Raw genomic sequence first — 14,943 nt, forward strand, 5'->3', positions numbered from 1 at the left:
CCTGAGTGATATGCTGCGCGCATGCCTACCGTACTGATTATTGACGACAACGCCGCCGTGGCCATCGCGCTCGACGTGCTGTTTTCCCTGCACGAGATCGACGCCGTGCGCGCCGCCTCGCCCGAGGAAGGCTTGCACCTGCTCGAGCGCCACGCCATCGACCTGGTGGTGCAGGACATGAACTTCACGGCCGACACCACGTCGGGCGAGGAAGGCGGCGCGCTGTTCCACGCCATCCGCGCGCGCTACCCCGACCTGCCCGTGATCCTGCTGACGGCATGGACCCAGCTCGACGCGGCCGTCGAACTGATCAAGTCCGGCGCGGCCGACTACCTGGCCAAGCCCTGGGATGACCGGCGCCTGATCGCCAGCGTGCGGAACCTGCTGGAACTGGGACAGGCCAACCGCGCGCTGCGCCAGCGCGTGGTGGCCGAGCAGCGCCAGCGCCACGCCCTGGAACACGACTTCGACTTGCGCGGCATGGTGTGGCAAGACCCGGCCACCGAAAGAGTCGTGCACCTGGCGTGCCAGGTGGCGCGCGCCGACGTTCCCGTGCTCATTTCGGGGCCGAACGGCAGCGGCAAGGAACGCATCGCCGCTATCGTGCAAGCCAATTCCCAGGTCGCCGGCGGCCCCTTCGTCGTGCTCAATTGCGGCGCCGTTCCCGTGGAGCTGATCGAGGCGGAACTGTTCGGCGCCGAGGCGGGCGCCTATACCGGCATCACGCGCGCGCGCGACGGCAAGTTCGACGCGGCCGACGGCGGTACCTTGTTCCTCGACGAGATCGGCAACCTGCCGCTGGCCGGACAAATGAAACTGCTGCGCGTGCTGGAAACGGGACGCTTCGAACGCCTCGGCTCGAACCGCGAGCGGCAAGTGAAAGTGCGCGTCATCAGCGCCAGCAACGCCGACCTGCCCGCGATGATCAAGGCCGGCACGTTTCGCGAAGACCTGTTCTACCGCCTGAACGTGATCGAACTGCGCCTGCCGCCGCTGGCCCAGCGCCCGGCCGACATCCTGGTGCTGGCGCGCCACTTCCTGGGCGGCGAAAAAACGCTGGACGCGCAGGCGCAGGCCACCCTGCTGGCACACGCCTGGCCAGGCAATGTGCGCGAACTGAAAAACGTCATGCAGCGCGCCAGCCTGCTGGCGACCGGCCCGATGATCGGCGCGCAGGAACTCGGCTTGCCGCTGGCCGGTGCCACATCGCCGCGCACGCCGCAGGATGTCGGCGCGACGGAACCGGACCGCGACAGCGTCGCCGCGGCGCTCGCGCGCGCGCATGGCGTGGTGGCGCAGGCCGCGCAGGAACTGGGGCTGTCGCGCCAGGCCCTGTACCGGCGCATGGAGCGCCTGGGCATCGCGCGCGGCTGATGGCAGACCGCCCCATGCGCCTCTCGCTGCTCACGCGCTGGACGGCGCTGATCGTCACCTTGCTGGTGCTGGGCATCGTCATCGCCCTGCTGCTCGCGCACTTCTTGCCAGGCCAGCCGCTGCTGGTACTGGCCGGTACCCTGCTGTGCGTGCTGCCCGTGGCCGTCATTACCATCCGCGCGCAGCTGCAGGCGATGCTGTCGCTGTTTCGCGCCTTGAGCGGCACGGTGGCCAGCTACCAGGACGGCGACTTCGGCTTCAGCCTGCGCTGGCCGCAGAACGACGAACTGGCCGACCTGGTGGCGGCCCACAATGCGCTGGGTGACGTGCTGCGCAAGCAGCGCCTGGACCTGGTGCAGCGCGAACTGCTGCTCGACACCATGGTGCAAAACACGCCGGTGGCCATGCTGCTGGTGGCCGAGGGCAGCGCCATCGTCTACGCCAACCTGGCCGCGCGCCAGCTGCTGCACCACGGCCGCCGGCTCGAGGGGCAGCACTTGACCGACATCGTGCGGCAGGCGGCGCCGGCCCTGGCCGAGGCGCTGGCGCGCCGCAACGACGGCCTGTTTACCAGCGGCGAAGGGGAACAGGAAGAGGTGTATCACCTGGCGCGGCGCAGCTTCAGTCTGAACGGGCGCAAGCACGAGCTGCTGCTGCTGCGCCAGCTGACGCTGGAGCTGCGGCGCCAGGAAGTGCAGACCTGGAAAAAGGTCATCCGCGTCATCAGCCATGAGCTCAACAACTCGCTGGCGCCGCTGGCCTCGCTGGCCCATTCCGGCGCCGAGCTGGTACGCCGCGGTCAGACGGCGCGCCTGCCGCAAATCCTCGCCACCATCGAGGAACGCACGCGCCACCTGGAAACCTTCATCCTCGGCTATGCGCGCTTTGCCAAGCTGCCCGCGCCGCGCCTAGCGCCGTGCGAATGGCAGCCCTTCCTCGACGGCCTGGCATCGCAAGCGGCCTTCACGCTCGACGGCCCGCCGCCCGCGCAGGCGGCCGTGTTCGATGCGGCGCAAATGCAGCAGGCGCTGCTCAACCTGCTCAAGAATGCGTTGGAGTCCGGCTCCAAGCTCCAGCATATCGGCCTGCACGTCAGCCAGGCGCATGGCCAGCTGCGCATCGAAGTGCGCGACCGCGGCCCGGGCATGAGCGGCGCCGTGCTGGAAAACGCGCTGGTGCCGTTTTACTCCACCAAGCGCAGCGGCACGGGGCTGGGCCTGGCCCTGGCGCGCGAAATCGCCGAAGCCCATGGCGGGCGCATCACCCTGGCCAACCGCGAGGACGGCGGCCTGGCGGTGACCTTGATTCTTCCCTTACTGGATAGAAATTAGTTCCTCGTGAAACTATCTTTACATCACAAAATCCCAGACTATTTTTAAGTAAAATATTGACAATAATAGTTTTAATTATCGCAACTCCTCGCATCCTATGCCCGTGTGTTAGAAATAAGCTATTTAAGTTTGCATAATGATATAAAAATAGCTCATTGACAACGAATTATCTTGGCGATAATTTATCACTGCGGTACGGTTTTTTTGAAACATCAATCGTTTTTTCGCGGGGATCAACATGAAATTAAAATCACTCATCGCAGCGGCGGTACTCAGTGCCGCCTCCATCGGCAGCGCCAGTGCCGCCGCCTACACCGTCAACCTCGTCAATACCACGGGCAATCTGTGGACCAGCGGCTTCAACGCCGTGCCCAGTCCGCTCGGCGACTTCACCGATACCTTCACGTTCACACCCAACGCGACCTTCGGTTCCACCGCGCAAGCCTTCCTGGCCAACCTGTCCGTCACGGGCTCGGACAGTTCCTCCATCAGCTTCAGCAGCGCCAACCTGAACGGCATTTCGCTAAGCGGCTTTGGCGGCCCCACCGTCTTTGGCTATGCCCAGGGCGAAATCCTGGCGCCCACGAGCGTCCTGTTCAACGGCCCGCTGGTTCTGACCGTGATGGGCAACACCAAGGGGGGCAGCTATGGCGGTGTCTTCAACCTGAACCTGGCGCCCGTTCCCGAACCGGAAACCTATGGCATGCTGCTGGCCGGCCTGGGCATACTCGGCTTCCTGGCGCGACGCCGCAAGCAATCTTGAACGCTCCTCCCCAAAGACGCCGCGGCGTCTTTTTTCATGTGGCTGCTACACTGGCGCCATGACGACCGACTTTATCTCCACCAGCAACACCGCTTTCAGCCACCCGGGCCACCCGCCCGCCACCACCACCGAACACCGCGGCATCCGCTACCTGCACCTGGGCACCAAGTGGGTGCAGGGCGCCATGCGCCTGGACAAACCCGACGCCATCGAGCTCGAATACGTGCAGATGATGATGATGTGGATGCTGTTCAAGACGCAGCCCAAACGCATCGTGCAGCTGGGCCTGGGCAGCGCCGCACTGACCAAGTTCAGCTACCGCCGCTTTCCCGACGCCACGGTCACAGCCATCGAACTCAATCCGAACGTGATCGCCATCTGCGGCGCCCAGTTCGCGCTGCCGCCCAATGATGATCGCCTCGACGTGCGCGAAATGAATGCGCTCGACTTCGTGCTCGACCCGGCCAACCACGGCACGGTCGACGCGCTGCAAGTGGACCTGTACGACGAAGACGCGCGCGGCCCCGTGCTCGACACGCCCGAGTTCTACCAGGCCTGTTACGACTGCCTGACGGACGACGGCATCATGTGCACGAATGTCTTCGGCGACTTCCCCAACTACGACAAGAATTTGCAGGCGATGGAACTGGTCTTCGACGCCGTCGTCTGGGTGCCGGAAATGGAAGATGAAAACATCGTCGTGCTGGCCTTCAAGAAATCGCCGTCGCTCGACTTCAGCGACTTGTACGAACGCGCCGCCACCATTAAGAAACAGTTCAACCTGCCCGCCAAGAACTGGGTCAACGGCTTGAAGCAGTGGATGCAGGATCAGCAGTAAGGCAGTAGCACGGCATCACGCCGGCAGCAGCGCGCCCAGGCGGCGCGCCAGGCCATCCATGTTCTCGGCCGGCACCTGCGCATAACCGAGCAGGAAACCGTTCCAGCCCGCCCCGTCTCCCGTGCCGTGCGCGGACAGCGCCAGCGCCACGATGCCGTCCCGCGCGGCGCGGCGGCTCAGCGCCAGGTCATCCCATTCCGTGTCGTGAAAACGCAGCGCCAGGTGCATGCCGGCCGTGCCGCCATGGATGGCCGCGCCCGCGCACGCATGGCGCTGCAAGGCCTCGCTCAAGGCGTCACGGCGCTGGCGGTACAGCCTGCGCATGCGGCGCACATGGCGCGCAAACAGGCCGCTGCGCAGGAACTCGGCCAGCGCCAGCTGTTCAGCCACGCGGCCGCGCGCGGCGCCCTGCGCCTGCATCTGCGCGAAGGCCCCGGCCAGCGCGGCCGGCACGACGATAAAGGCGATGCGCAAGGCGGGAAACATGGTCTTGCTGAAAGTGCCCAGGTACACGACGGGCGCGTCGGCCACCAGTCCCTGCATGGCCGCCAGGGGCGGCCCGCCATGGCGAAACTCGCTGTCGTAATCATCCTCGATGATCAGCGCGCCCGCCGCCCGCGCGGTTTCGAGCAGCGCCATGCGGCGCGCGGGACTGAGCACGCTGCCCGTCGGATACTGGTGCGACGGCGTCGTGTAGATCAGGCGCGGCGGCGTATCGCGCCAGTCCTCGTCCGTCGGCGCGATGCCATCCATGTCGACGGCGATACCGGTCACCTGCAAGCCGGCGCCACGGCCCGCCGCCAGCGCGCCGCCATAGCCGGGATGCTCGATCCACAAGGTATCGCCCTGGTCGGCAAAGGCGCGCAGGCAGACATCGAGGCTGCTCTGCGTGCCGTCCGTGATGAACACCTGGCGCGCATCGCAGACGACGCCGCGCGCGGCGCGCAAATGGTCGGCGATGGCCATGCGCAGCTGCGGCTCACCGGCAGGGTCGCCATAATTGAGCTGGCGCGGCGTCAGCGCGCGCCACGCGCGGTCCAGCATGCGCCGCCACTGCGCCAGCGGAAATTCGTCGAGCGCCGGCACGCCAGGCGCGAACGCGCCCATGGCGTCGGCGGGAAACACCAGCGCCGCGCTGGCATCCTGTCCTGACACACCGCGCAAATGCCGGGCGCGGCGCGACAAGCCATCCTGGCCAGCGCTCGCTGGCGATGCCACCGGCACGCCGGCGCCGCCGGCGACGACGGTGCCGCGCCGGTCCGGCAAGACAAACCCTTCGCTGGCCAACTGCTCGTAGGCGTACAGCACGGTATTGCGCGCCACGCCCAGTTCGGCCGCCAGCACGCGCGTGGCGGCCAGGCGCGTACCGGGCGCCAGCTGGCCGCCGCGGATTGCCGCACGCAGGCATTCATGCAGCAGGCGCTGGCGCGGCCAGCCCCGCTCGCGGTGCGTGCGCTCGAACGCGCCCAGCAGCAAGGCGAAATCCATGCATCCCCTTCCATCGTGGCTCTATATTATTTATCGGCTCTGGATCTTTTTTCAGGGCCAGATGCCGATTATAGTGCGGCCTGCTTCTTCAACCAACCGGACCTCCTCCATGACCGCTACCGCCCTGCCTCCCAGCCCCCGTACCCGCGTGCGCCGCGTCGCCGAACTGGCCAGCTATGAGCAAGCCGCCCTGCACGCCATCGTCGATGCCGCCTACCTGTGCCATATCGCCTTCCACGACGACAAGGGCAGCCATTGCATCCCGACCGCCTGCTGGCGCATCGAAGGCCACCTGTACATCCACGGTTCGAACGGCAGCCGCATGCTCAAGCGCTTGCAAGACAGCGACGTCTGCGTGACCATCACCCATCTCGATGGCCTGGTGCTGGCGCGCTCGGCCTTCAATCACACGATGAACTACCGCTCGGCGATGGTGTACGGTCAGTTTGAAAAAGTAAGCGATATCGGCCAGCAGCATGCGGCCATGGACGCGCTGATGGAAAAGCTGGCGCCGGGGCGCCTGGCGCACGTGCGCGGCGGCAGCGCCAAGGAATACGCGGCCACCACCGTGCTGCGCATCGCGCTCGACGAATATGCCGTCAAGCAGCGCCAGGGCGGCCCGCTCGACGACGCGGACGACATGGCGCATGCCGTCTGGACGGGCGAACTGCCGTTTACGCACGGCCGTGGCGCGGCCATCGCCGATGCCCTCAATACCAGCGAGATGCCCGCGTATGCCGCCGCCTGGGGCACGGAATCCGCTTGACCGGCCAGCGTGCTTGCCCGATGATCGGCATTGATGGCGATCGCCACCAAGTTAGCAACCGATCCAATCACGCATGGAGCATATGATGATGAAGCGAGTATCCCTGGCCGCGGCCCTGACGGTCATGCTGGCCTGTGGCGGCAGCGGCGCGGCGCTGGCCGCCGATGCGGGCGACGCGGCGCTGAAGGCGGCCATTGCCGGCAGTGCGCGCACGCCAGCCAATGCGCTGCGCGACAGCGCCCGCCACCCGTATGAAACACTGACGTTCTTCGGCATCAAGCCGACCATGACGGTGGTGGAACTGGCGCCCGGCGGCGGCTGGTACACGGAGATCCTGGCGCCCTACTTGCGCGACAACGGCAAGCTGATCGCCGCCGGCAACGACCCGCAGTCAAGCAGCGAAGGCGCCCGCCGCGGCGCGGCGCGCTTCCAGCAAAAACTCGACGCCAACCCGGCCGCCTTCGGCAAGGTGGAAATCGGCGCCTTCGCGCCCCCCACCACCTACCGCATCGCGCCCAAGGGCACGGCCGACATGGTGCTCACCTTCCGCAATATCCACAACTGGATACCGATCGGCGACGAAGGCATGCAAATCCTGTTCAAGCAAGTGTATGACAGCCTGAAACCGGGCGGCGTGTTCGGCGTCGTCGAGCATCGCCTGCCGGCGCACAAGGCGCAGGACGCCACGGCCAGCAGCGGCTACATGCACGAAGCGTATGTGATCAAGCTGGCCGAGAACGCGGGCTTCAAGCTGGCGGCCAAGTCGGACATCAACGCCAATCCGAAAGACACGGCAGACCACCAGGGCGGCGTCTGGGCGCTGCCGCCCACCTACGCCAACAAGGATGTGGACCGGGCCAGGTACGCGGCCATCGGCGAGAGCGACCGCATGACCTTGAAGTTCGTCAAGCCATAGTCAATCCAAGGGCGGCGTGCCGATCCGGCGCGCCGCCCGAGCACGGATCTAGATCCAGCTACAGGTGGATGCCGTACACGCCGCACAGGCGCTTGACCAGGGTGCAGGAACTGGTATCGCCGTCCACCACGCACGCGGTGTAGGCGTCCTCGCAGGTTTCGCGCGATGGCAGGGCATACGCGGAAGAACTGACGGCGCCGGCAAAACCGACGGCGGCGCAAAAGACGAATACGGCTTTTTTCACATTGATCATTTTTATCCCATTCCCAAGAGTTGAGTCGTTATAAAAACCATGGCACAAGCGCCAGCCGCCCGCATACAGCTATCTCCCAGGCATATGGCGCATGGAAATAGTAGCAGCTTGAAAAGTTAGTAAATGCGCAAACAAGAAATCAGGATAACGTTTCTTTTTCATCCCTTTTCATGAAATAAAAACCGGTCCGGCGCCCATGCGCCGCGCATTTGCATGGCGACAGGCGAAAAAAACCGCAGCCCAGGCTGCGGTTTTGGTATCCACCCTTTATTTCTTTGCTTCCTTCGGCTTCACGGGCACCAGGCTCAGGTCCTGGAAGTCGTAGCTGAAATCCGTCTCGGCCGACACGGGCGCCATCTTCACCCGGTCGATGCTGCCATCGGGATTGAGCGAGAACGTCACGTAGGCATCGGCGTTGAAATTGCGCTCTTTCCAGCGCACGATGAAGGTGTCGTGCTGCCAGTGTTCCAGCTCGCCCGTCAGGTCCGGCGTGCGCGTAAAACTGAGGATATGTTTTTTCCCTTCCGGCTTGATCACGACCTTGCCGTACCAGGCGTCTTCATACTCGCCGTCGTACGCCGCCAGCGGCAGCGAAGGCTGCGATTTCGCCGCGCGCGCGCTCGACGCCTTGCCCTGCTTTTTCACTTCTTCCGCATGCTGGTCCTGCTCCACCTTGGCCACCAGCGCCAGCCAGTCCGACGGCGCCGCCTGCAGGTAATGGTCGAGGATGCGCCATTGCAGCGCCGTCATGGAGCCGCCATTTTCCGCATTGGTGAGGATGGCCACGCCCAGTTTCGCTTCCGGCACCATCACCACGCGCGAATAGAATCCCTGCAGCGCGCCGCCGTGCATGGCGACCTTCATGCCCTTGTAGTCGCGCAGCTGGAAGCCCAGGCCATATGCGCTGAAGTTCGGTTTCGTCGCGGCCAGCGCCGGCTTCGGCTCGGGAATCTTGATCGGCGTTTGCGCCGTCCACATTTCGCGGCCCTGCTTTTCGCTGAACAGGCGCGCTTCCTTGCCGTCCTTGCCCTGCACGCCGGCGATCTTGCCGCCGTCGAGCAGCACCATCATCCACTTGGCGATATCTTCCGCATTCGTGTTGATGCCGACGGCGCCCACGGCGTTCGGCACGGACATCGACTTGACGGCGGCGATCCTGCCGTCGATCTTGCTGTGCGCGCTGGCGACGTCGGGATTGCCCGCATTCTCGGCCAGGCTGGTGGTGGTGCCCGTCATGCCCAGCGGCGCCAGGATGCGTTCGTGCATGGCCTCGCCCCAGCTTTTTCCCGCCTTGTCGGCGATGATCTTGCCGGCCACGATATACAGCAGGTTATCGTAGGCATAGCTGTTGCGAAAACTCGTGGCCGGACGGATGTAGCGCAGCTTCTCGATGATCTCGTCGGTGCTGAACGTGGTGGTCGGCCACCACAGCAAGTCGCCCGCGCCCAGGCCCAGGCCGCTGCGGTGCGTCAGCAGGTCGCGGATGGTCATGGCGCCCGTGACGTAGGAATCGTGCATCTGGAAGCCGGGCAAATGCTTGGTGACGGGATCGTCCCAGGCCAGCTTGCCCTCGTCGACCAGCATGGCCAGCGCGGCGGCCGTGAAACCCTTCGAGTTCGATGCCACCTCGAACATGGTCCGCGCATCGACGGCGGCCGGTTCGCCCAGCTTGCGCACGCCAAAACCCCTGGCGGTGACGACCTTGCCATCCTTGACGATGGCGATCGCCATGCCGGGCACGTCGAACACTTTCAGGGCGGTGGCGACGTCGCGCTCAAGATCGAAGGCCGGCGCAGGCGCGGGCGCTGCGGCAACGACGGGGGCGGCGTCAAATGCCAGCGCCGGCACGGCGATGCTGGAAAACGCCAGCACGATGGCGGCGGCGAGGCGGTTCATGGTATGCATGGTCAGGATGTCCAAAGAAAGGTTCAATGCGCTTGCGCGGCCATCAATTTATCGACGCTTTCCTGCGTCACCGGGTGGTAGCGTTCGCGCGCCTGCGCATACACGTCCCTGGCCCAGGCATGGCCTTGCGGCGTCTTCATCAAGGCGCTGTACAGGGGCACGACGAACTTCTGGCGGCCCACGCTCAGCAGGAATGCCTGCAAGGGCTGACGCACGTCGTAGCCGGCGTTAACGGAGGCCAGATAGAAGCGGTAGGCGACTTCATTGTTGCCGCTCTTGCCCACGCCGTAGACCTGGTCCAGCTCACGCAATTGCGCCGCGCTGGCCTTGTTGTTGATGTCGTTCAGGAAGTGCATCGATTCGATGGCGATCCACTTGTCCATGCCAAGAACCTTGGTGGACAGCTCACCCTTGAGCCAGGCGTCGCGGTGCTGGTCGAGCAGCGCCAGGCGCGGCGAGACGACGCGCTGCGCGCTGGCCGGCACGCCCGTGCCATACAGCCATTCCTCGAGCTCCGCTTCCGGCATGACGTCCGGATGCCGCGCCAGCAGGTTCTTGCGCAGGTAGGCGATGAACTGCTCCGTCGTCACGCTCTGGAACGCATGCTGGTCGAACCAGCCGCGCAGGAAGGGATCGAACACGGCGCGGCCGGCGCGGCGCTCCATGGTGGCCAGGAACCAGGCGCCCTTCGGGTAGATGATGCCGTCGTCCGTGTACGTTTCCGCCGGGTTGGCGTCGGCGTCGCGCGTGATCAGCGCCGTTTTCGCGGCCGGCAATTCGCGGATCGAGGCGGCCAGTTCTTCCTGGTCGACCTGCACGCCCATCTGCGCCACGTCGCTGCCATACAGCTGCTCGACGATGCGCGTGGTGACGTAGGTGGTGAAGCCTTCGTTGAGCCACATGTGCTTCCACGAGGCGTTGGTGACCAGGTTGCCCGACCACGAGTGGGCCAGTTCATGCGCGATCAGGTCGACCAGGCTGCGGTCGCCCGCGATCATGGTCGGCGTGAGGAAGGTCAGGCGCGGGTTTTCCATGCCGCCGTAGGGGAACGACGGCGGCAGCACGATCATGTCGTAGCGCCCCCAGCCATACGGGCCATACAGCGCTTCGGCTGCCTGGATCATCTTTTCCGTGTCGGCCAGCTCGTATTCGGCCGCCTTGATGCGCGGCGGTTCCGCATACACGGCGGAACGGGGGCCGAGCTTGCGCACTTCCAGTTCGCCGATGGCGATGGCCAGCAGGTACGAGGGAATCGGCTGCGGCATCCTGAATTTCCAGCCGCCCTTGCCCGTCGCCTTTTCGTCGTTCTCGGCGCTCATCACGACGCGCATGCCGCTTGGTGCCTCGATGCGCGCGCTATACGTAAAGCGCACGGCCGGCGTATCCTGCGACGGCACCCACGAGCGGGCGTTGATGCTTTGCGACTGGCTGAACATGAAAGGCAGCTTGCCCGACATCGTCTGCTGCGGCGTGAGCCACTGCAGCGCGATGGCGTTCGGCGCCGTGTGATAGTAGACGCGCACTTTGCCCGGCTGGCCCATGGTGGTGATGCGCAGCGCCTGGCCCTTTTCCGGGTCAGCCTTGTCCAGCTGATACGGCGCCATCTGCCAGGCGCCGCGCTTGTCCTGTACCTGCACCTTGGCGATCGACAGATCGCGCGTATCGAGCACCAGCGTGCGCGCCGCCGGGTCGATCCAGTTCAAGGACAGCTCGGCATAGCCGGAGAGCGTCTTTTGCTTGAAGTCGGCTTTCAGGTCCAGCTGCAGGTCGCGCGTGCGCACCTGGTCGTAACGCGCGTAGCTGAGGGGGTCGGCGTGCGCAGCCAGGGTCACCTGGCAAAGTAGCGCACAGCCCAGCGCGCGCAGGAAGGTCAAAGTTTGCATGGTCGTCTTTTGAATGATTTGCGAAAGCCCCGGTCCGTGTGCGCCGGGGCGTCGCGCAGAATAGCACTTCCGGCGCAGGCCGGCAGAAAAAAGCGCCGGACTGGCCGGCGCTGTTTCGCTATTTTGCTTCTGCCCTGGCTTGCGGCTTGGCCTCGGGCGCCTTCAGCGGCGTATTCAAATCCTTCATCAGGTTATGCTTGTCGCGGTCCTGCTTGAACAGCTCCAGGCGCGACGGCGTGATTTTTCTCGGCCAGGCGTTATTGCTGGTGTCGATATCGGCCGTCTCCCAGTACGGGTCCTGCACCAGGCCCACCATCGGCTCGTCCGTGATGATCACCTTGCTGATCTTGTGCGGCGCGTAGCGCCACACTTCGGCCGGCACGCGCTCGATGATTTTCTTGCCGCTTTTCAGTTCGATTTCCAGGATCAGCGGCATCACCAGGCCGCCGAGATTCGAAAAGTCGACCAGGTACAGATGCTTGCCCATGTTACGCTGTTCCAGCAGCTTTTTCTCCCACGGCTCCAGCGTTTCCTGCTCTTCAGCATAGCTGTTGCGGTCCTTGTTGGTGACCGTGAATTCATCGTGCCGGTTATAGAAATCCTTCAGCGCGGGATCGGTATCCACCTTCTTCGGCAGCGCCTTGTTGCGCTGGTCCGAGATCGAGATGGGCTGCGCCGCCTTCTGCGCCTTCTTCCACGCCTTTTCCGTTTCCGGATTCTTCGTGCTCACGCCATATTCACTGATGCCGTCGATGCTGATGTCGACGGCGTCGGTGGTATAGAACCAGCCGCGCCAGAACCAGTCCAGGTCCGTGCCGGAAGCGTCTTCCATGGTGCGGAAAAAGTCGGCCGGCGTCGGGCGCTTGAACTTCCAGCGCAAGGCGTACTGCTTGAAGGCGAAGTCGAACAGCTCGCGCCCGAGGATGGTTTCGCGCAGGATGTTGAGGGCCGTGGCCGGCTTGTCGTAGGCGTTCGCCGTGAACTGCAGCAAGGACTCGGAATTGGTCATGATGGGCACCTGGTTCTGGCTGCGCATGTAATCGACGATCTTGCGCGGCTCGCCATTCCAGGACGGGAAATGCTCTTCCCACGCCTGTTCGGCCAGGTACTGCAGGAAGGAATTGAGGCCCTCGTCCATCCACGTCCACTGGCGCTCGTCCGAGTTGACGATCATCGGGAAATAATTGTGGCCCACCTCGTGGATGATCACGCCGATCAGGTCATATTTGGCCGTCTTCGAATACGTGATTTCACCCGTCTTCTTGTCCTTCACGGGACGCCCGCCATTGAACGCAATCATCGGATACTCCATGCCGCCCACGGCGCCATTGACGGAAATCGCATTCGGATACGGATAGTCGAAACTGTACTTGTTGTACTGCTCGATCGCATGCACGACGGCGCGCGTGCTGTACTGCTGCCACAGCGGATTGCCCTCGTTCGGATAGTAGGACATGGCCATCACGCGCTTGCCGCCGCTATCCAAACCCTGCGCATCCCAGATGAACTTGCGGCTCGAGGCCCATGCCACGTCGCGCACATTGGCCGCCTTGAAGTGCCAGGTCTTCATCCCCGCCGGCTTGCCCTTTTCCGCCGCCAGCGCCTCGGCGGGCGTGATCACCAGCAGCGGCGTAGCGCTGTTTTTCGCCCGCGCCAGGCGCTCGCGCTGCGCCGCGCTCAACACGCCAGCAGGATTTTGCAGTTCCCCGGTGGCGGCCACCACGTGGTCGGCCGGCACGGTCAGGTACAGCTCGTAGTCGCCAAACTCCAGCGTGAATTCGCCGGAGCCGAGGAACTGCTTGTGCTGCCAGCCGGCGGCGTCGTAGTACGCGGCCATGCGCGGGAACCACTGCGCGATCTGGAAGATAGCGTTCTTGTCGTCCTCAAAATACTCGTAGCCGGAGCGCTCGACCAGCACCTTCTGGTCATTGATCCGGTACGACCAGTCGATGTTGAACGTGACGCTCTGGCCGGGCGCCAGCGCCACCGGCAAATCGATGCGCAGCATGGTCTGGTTGACCACATACGGCAGCGGCTTGCCGCTGGCCGCTTTCACGGCGGTGAGCTTGAAGCCGCCGTCAAACTCGCGCCCCGCATGGATGGCGCGCAAGTCCTCGAATTTCAGCGCTTCGTCTTCGTTGCCGCTCAGCCAGGCCTGGCGCGACGGTGCGCTCAGGACGCGGCGCTGGTCGGCATCCTGGCGCAAACCATTCTGGTCCAGCTGCAGCCACAGATACGCAAGGCTGTCGGGCGAACGGTTGTGATAGGTGATCTGCTCGCTGGCCGTGATGGCGCGCCGCGCTTCATCGAGCGTGGCGCGGATCACGTAATCGGCGCGCTGCTGCCAGTAGGCGTGGCCGGGCGCGCCGGACGCCGTGCGGTAGCTGTTCGGCGTGGGCAGCAGTTCTTCCAGTTGGCGGAACTTGTCGTCGAAGGGCGCGGCGGCGCACAGGCCGGACAAGGGGGCAAGCAAGGTCAAACACAGGGCAAGCAAGCGGACAAGGACCGGCATGGCGCATTCCATCTGGGAGTCGTGGACAGAACTGCATTCTAAGTCGAGTCTGTTTGCAATCGATCATTGTTGTGCAAGTTCCACACGCAGCACGGCGCCGGCGGCCGGCGCCACTGGCGCAGAAACAGGCATAGGCGTATGATGCGCCTCGAACATTGGGGAGTAGTCGTCCCGCGGTCCTGCCGCGGGAACCTGTATCAACATGATTGGCCCGCAGGCCATGGTGCAGGTGGTTGCAGAACTTGACGAGACCATTGATCCAGGGCGGCCGCATGGGCCGGAGTCGCCCGTGGATCATTGGTTAATTCGTCCGGCCCGCGTACCTCTTGCACTCTCATGGAAGCATTCCTCATCTCCACCGGCATCGTCGGTCTCGCTGAAATCGGCGACAAAACCCAACTGCTGGCCTTTCTGCTGGCCGCCAAATTCCGCAAACCCCTGCCCATCGTGCTGGCCATTTTCGTCGCCACCGTCGCCAACCACGCGTTCGCCGCCGCCGTCGGCGCCTGGATCACCGGCATGCTGGGGCCCGACGCGCTGCGCTGGGGGCTGGGCGTGTCGTTCCTGGCCATGGCCGCCTGGACCCTGATCCCCGACAAGCTCGATGAAGACGAGACGAAACTGGCCAGGTACGGCGTCTTCCTGACCACCCTGATCGCCTTCTTCATGGCGGAAATGGGAGACAAGACGCAGGTGGCCACGGTGGCGCTGGCGGCGCGCTACCACGATATCGTTTCCGTCGTGCTGGGCACCACCTTCGGCATGATGCTGGCCAACGTGCCCGCCGTCTACCTGGGCGACAGGATCGCCAACCGCGTCCCGCTGCGCCTCGTGCATGGCATCGCGGCCCTGATCTTTGCCGTGCTGGGCGTGGCCACCCTGCTGGGTGCGGGCGCGGTTCTGGGATTTTGAGA

At 64.6% G+C, this 14,943-nt stretch carries 12 protein-coding genes and 1 riboswitch; of the genes, 7 read left to right on the plus strand and 5 right to left on the minus strand.

Features of this window, described 5'->3' with window-relative positions; translation table 11 throughout:
- Positions 1-21: 21 nt before the first annotated feature.
- The 4 genes from AC0V2Y_RS03450 to AC0V2Y_RS03465 all read left to right on the plus strand — a co-directional run bounded on the left by AC0V2Y_RS03450 (position 22) and on the right by AC0V2Y_RS03465 (position 4,306).
- Positions 22-1,374 (plus strand): sigma-54-dependent transcriptional regulator, encoded by a 1,353-nt coding sequence (locus AC0V2Y_RS03450; RefSeq protein ID WP_475413849.1) that lies wholly within the window; start codon positions 22-24, stop codon positions 1,372-1,374.
- Between the two features lie 14 nt (positions 1,375-1,388).
- The gene (locus AC0V2Y_RS03455; protein WP_475413850.1) at positions 1,389-2,705 is read left to right on the plus strand and encodes a sensor histidine kinase; all 1,317 of its coding nucleotides are present in this window, start codon (positions 1,389-1,391) and stop codon (positions 2,703-2,705) included.
- Between the two features lie 238 nt (positions 2,706-2,943).
- Positions 2,944-3,468: an FxDxF family PEP-CTERM protein gene (locus tag AC0V2Y_RS03460; protein WP_475413851.1), complete on the plus strand. Its 525-nt coding sequence runs from the start codon at positions 2,944-2,946 to the stop codon at positions 3,466-3,468.
- 58 nt (positions 3,469-3,526) lie between these two features.
- Entirely contained in the window at positions 3,527-4,306 is a 780-nt protein-coding gene (locus tag AC0V2Y_RS03465; protein WP_475413852.1) for a spermine/spermidine synthase domain-containing protein, read from the plus strand.
- A gap of 15 nt (positions 4,307-4,321) precedes the next feature.
- Here AC0V2Y_RS03465 and pdxR read toward each other — a convergent pair whose 3' ends face one another.
- Complete coding sequence (gene pdxR, locus AC0V2Y_RS03470; protein ID WP_475413853.1) at positions 4,322-5,794, minus strand: MocR-like pyridoxine biosynthesis transcription factor PdxR; 1,473 nt, start codon at positions 5,792-5,794, stop codon at positions 4,322-4,324.
- 109 nt (positions 5,795-5,903) lie between these two features.
- On the opposite strand from pdxR, the gene AC0V2Y_RS03475 reads away from it, so the two are divergent.
- Both AC0V2Y_RS03475 and AC0V2Y_RS03480 read left to right on the plus strand, forming a co-directional pair.
- Complete coding sequence (locus AC0V2Y_RS03475; RefSeq protein ID WP_475413854.1) at positions 5,904-6,560, plus strand: pyridoxamine 5'-phosphate oxidase family protein; 657 nt, start codon at positions 5,904-5,906, stop codon at positions 6,558-6,560.
- Positions 6,561-6,648: 88 nt separating this feature from the next.
- Positions 6,649-7,476 carry a class I SAM-dependent methyltransferase gene (locus AC0V2Y_RS03480; protein WP_475413855.1) on the plus strand — a complete coding sequence of 276 codons (828 nt, stop codon included), beginning with the start codon at positions 6,649-6,651 and terminating at the stop codon, positions 7,474-7,476.
- A gap of 58 nt (positions 7,477-7,534) precedes the next feature.
- On the opposite strand, the gene AC0V2Y_RS03485 is transcribed toward AC0V2Y_RS03480, so the two are convergent.
- The 4 genes from AC0V2Y_RS03485 to AC0V2Y_RS03500 form a co-directional block, all read right to left on the minus strand.
- Positions 7,535-7,729, minus strand: a complete 195-nt coding sequence (locus AC0V2Y_RS03485; protein WP_475413856.1) for a hypothetical protein — start codon at positions 7,727-7,729, stop codon at positions 7,535-7,537.
- 267 nt (positions 7,730-7,996) lie between these two features.
- Positions 7,997-9,634: a serine hydrolase gene (locus AC0V2Y_RS03490; protein ID WP_475413857.1), complete on the minus strand. Its 1,638-nt coding sequence runs from the start codon at positions 9,632-9,634 to the stop codon at positions 7,997-7,999.
- A gap of 23 nt (positions 9,635-9,657) precedes the next feature.
- Positions 9,658-11,517 (minus strand): M1 family metallopeptidase, encoded by a 1,860-nt coding sequence (locus tag AC0V2Y_RS03495; protein WP_475413858.1) that lies wholly within the window; start codon positions 11,515-11,517, stop codon positions 9,658-9,660.
- Between the two features lie 118 nt (positions 11,518-11,635).
- Positions 11,636-14,029, minus strand: coding sequence for a M1 family metallopeptidase (locus tag AC0V2Y_RS03500; RefSeq protein WP_475413859.1), 2,394 nt, complete (start codon positions 14,027-14,029; stop codon positions 11,636-11,638).
- Between the two features lie 145 nt (positions 14,030-14,174).
- A riboswitch (yybP-ykoY riboswitch) is annotated at positions 14,175-14,344 on the plus strand.
- Between the two features lie 21 nt (positions 14,345-14,365).
- Between AC0V2Y_RS03500 and AC0V2Y_RS03505 the strand changes: the two genes are divergently transcribed.
- Complete coding sequence (locus AC0V2Y_RS03505; protein ID WP_475413860.1) at positions 14,366-14,941, plus strand: TMEM165/GDT1 family protein; 576 nt, start codon at positions 14,366-14,368, stop codon at positions 14,939-14,941.
- Positions 14,942-14,943 lie beyond the last annotated feature (2 nt).

This window comes from Janthinobacterium sp. BHSEK, assembly GCF_056174685.1.

Coding starts and splice junctions, on each gene's coding strand:
- AC0V2Y_RS03460 (WP_475413851.1), top strand. CDS start 2,944: ATGAAATTAAAATCACTCATCGCAGCGGCGGTACTCAGTGCCGCCTCC.
- AC0V2Y_RS03465 (WP_475413852.1), top strand. CDS start 3,527: ATGACGACCGACTTTATCTCCACCAGCAACACCGCTTTCAGCCACCCG.
- AC0V2Y_RS03475 (WP_475413854.1), top strand. CDS start 5,904: ATGACCGCTACCGCCCTGCCTCCCAGCCCCCGTACCCGCGTGCGCCGC.
- AC0V2Y_RS03480 (WP_475413855.1), top strand. CDS start 6,649: ATGAAGCGAGTATCCCTGGCCGCGGCCCTGACGGTCATGCTGGCCTGT.
- AC0V2Y_RS03490 (WP_475413857.1), bottom strand. CDS start 9,634: ATGCATACCATGAACCGCCTCGCCGCCGCCATCGTGCTGGCGTTTTCC.
- AC0V2Y_RS03500 (WP_475413859.1), bottom strand. CDS start 14,029: ATGCCGGTCCTTGTCCGCTTGCTTGCCCTGTGTTTGACCTTGCTTGCC.
- AC0V2Y_RS03495 (WP_475413858.1), bottom strand. CDS start 11,517: ATGCAAACTTTGACCTTCCTGCGCGCGCTGGGCTGTGCGCTACTTTGC.
- AC0V2Y_RS03485 (WP_475413856.1), bottom strand. CDS start 7,729: ATGATCAATGTGAAAAAAGCCGTATTCGTCTTTTGCGCCGCCGTCGGT.
- AC0V2Y_RS03450 (WP_475413849.1), top strand. CDS start 22: ATGCCTACCGTACTGATTATTGACGACAACGCCGCCGTGGCCATCGCG.
- AC0V2Y_RS03455 (WP_475413850.1), top strand. CDS start 1,389: ATGCGCCTCTCGCTGCTCACGCGCTGGACGGCGCTGATCGTCACCTTG.
- AC0V2Y_RS03505 (WP_475413860.1), top strand. CDS start 14,366: ATGGAAGCATTCCTCATCTCCACCGGCATCGTCGGTCTCGCTGAAATC.
- pdxR (WP_475413853.1), bottom strand. CDS start 5,794: ATGGATTTCGCCTTGCTGCTGGGCGCGTTCGAGCGCACGCACCGCGAG.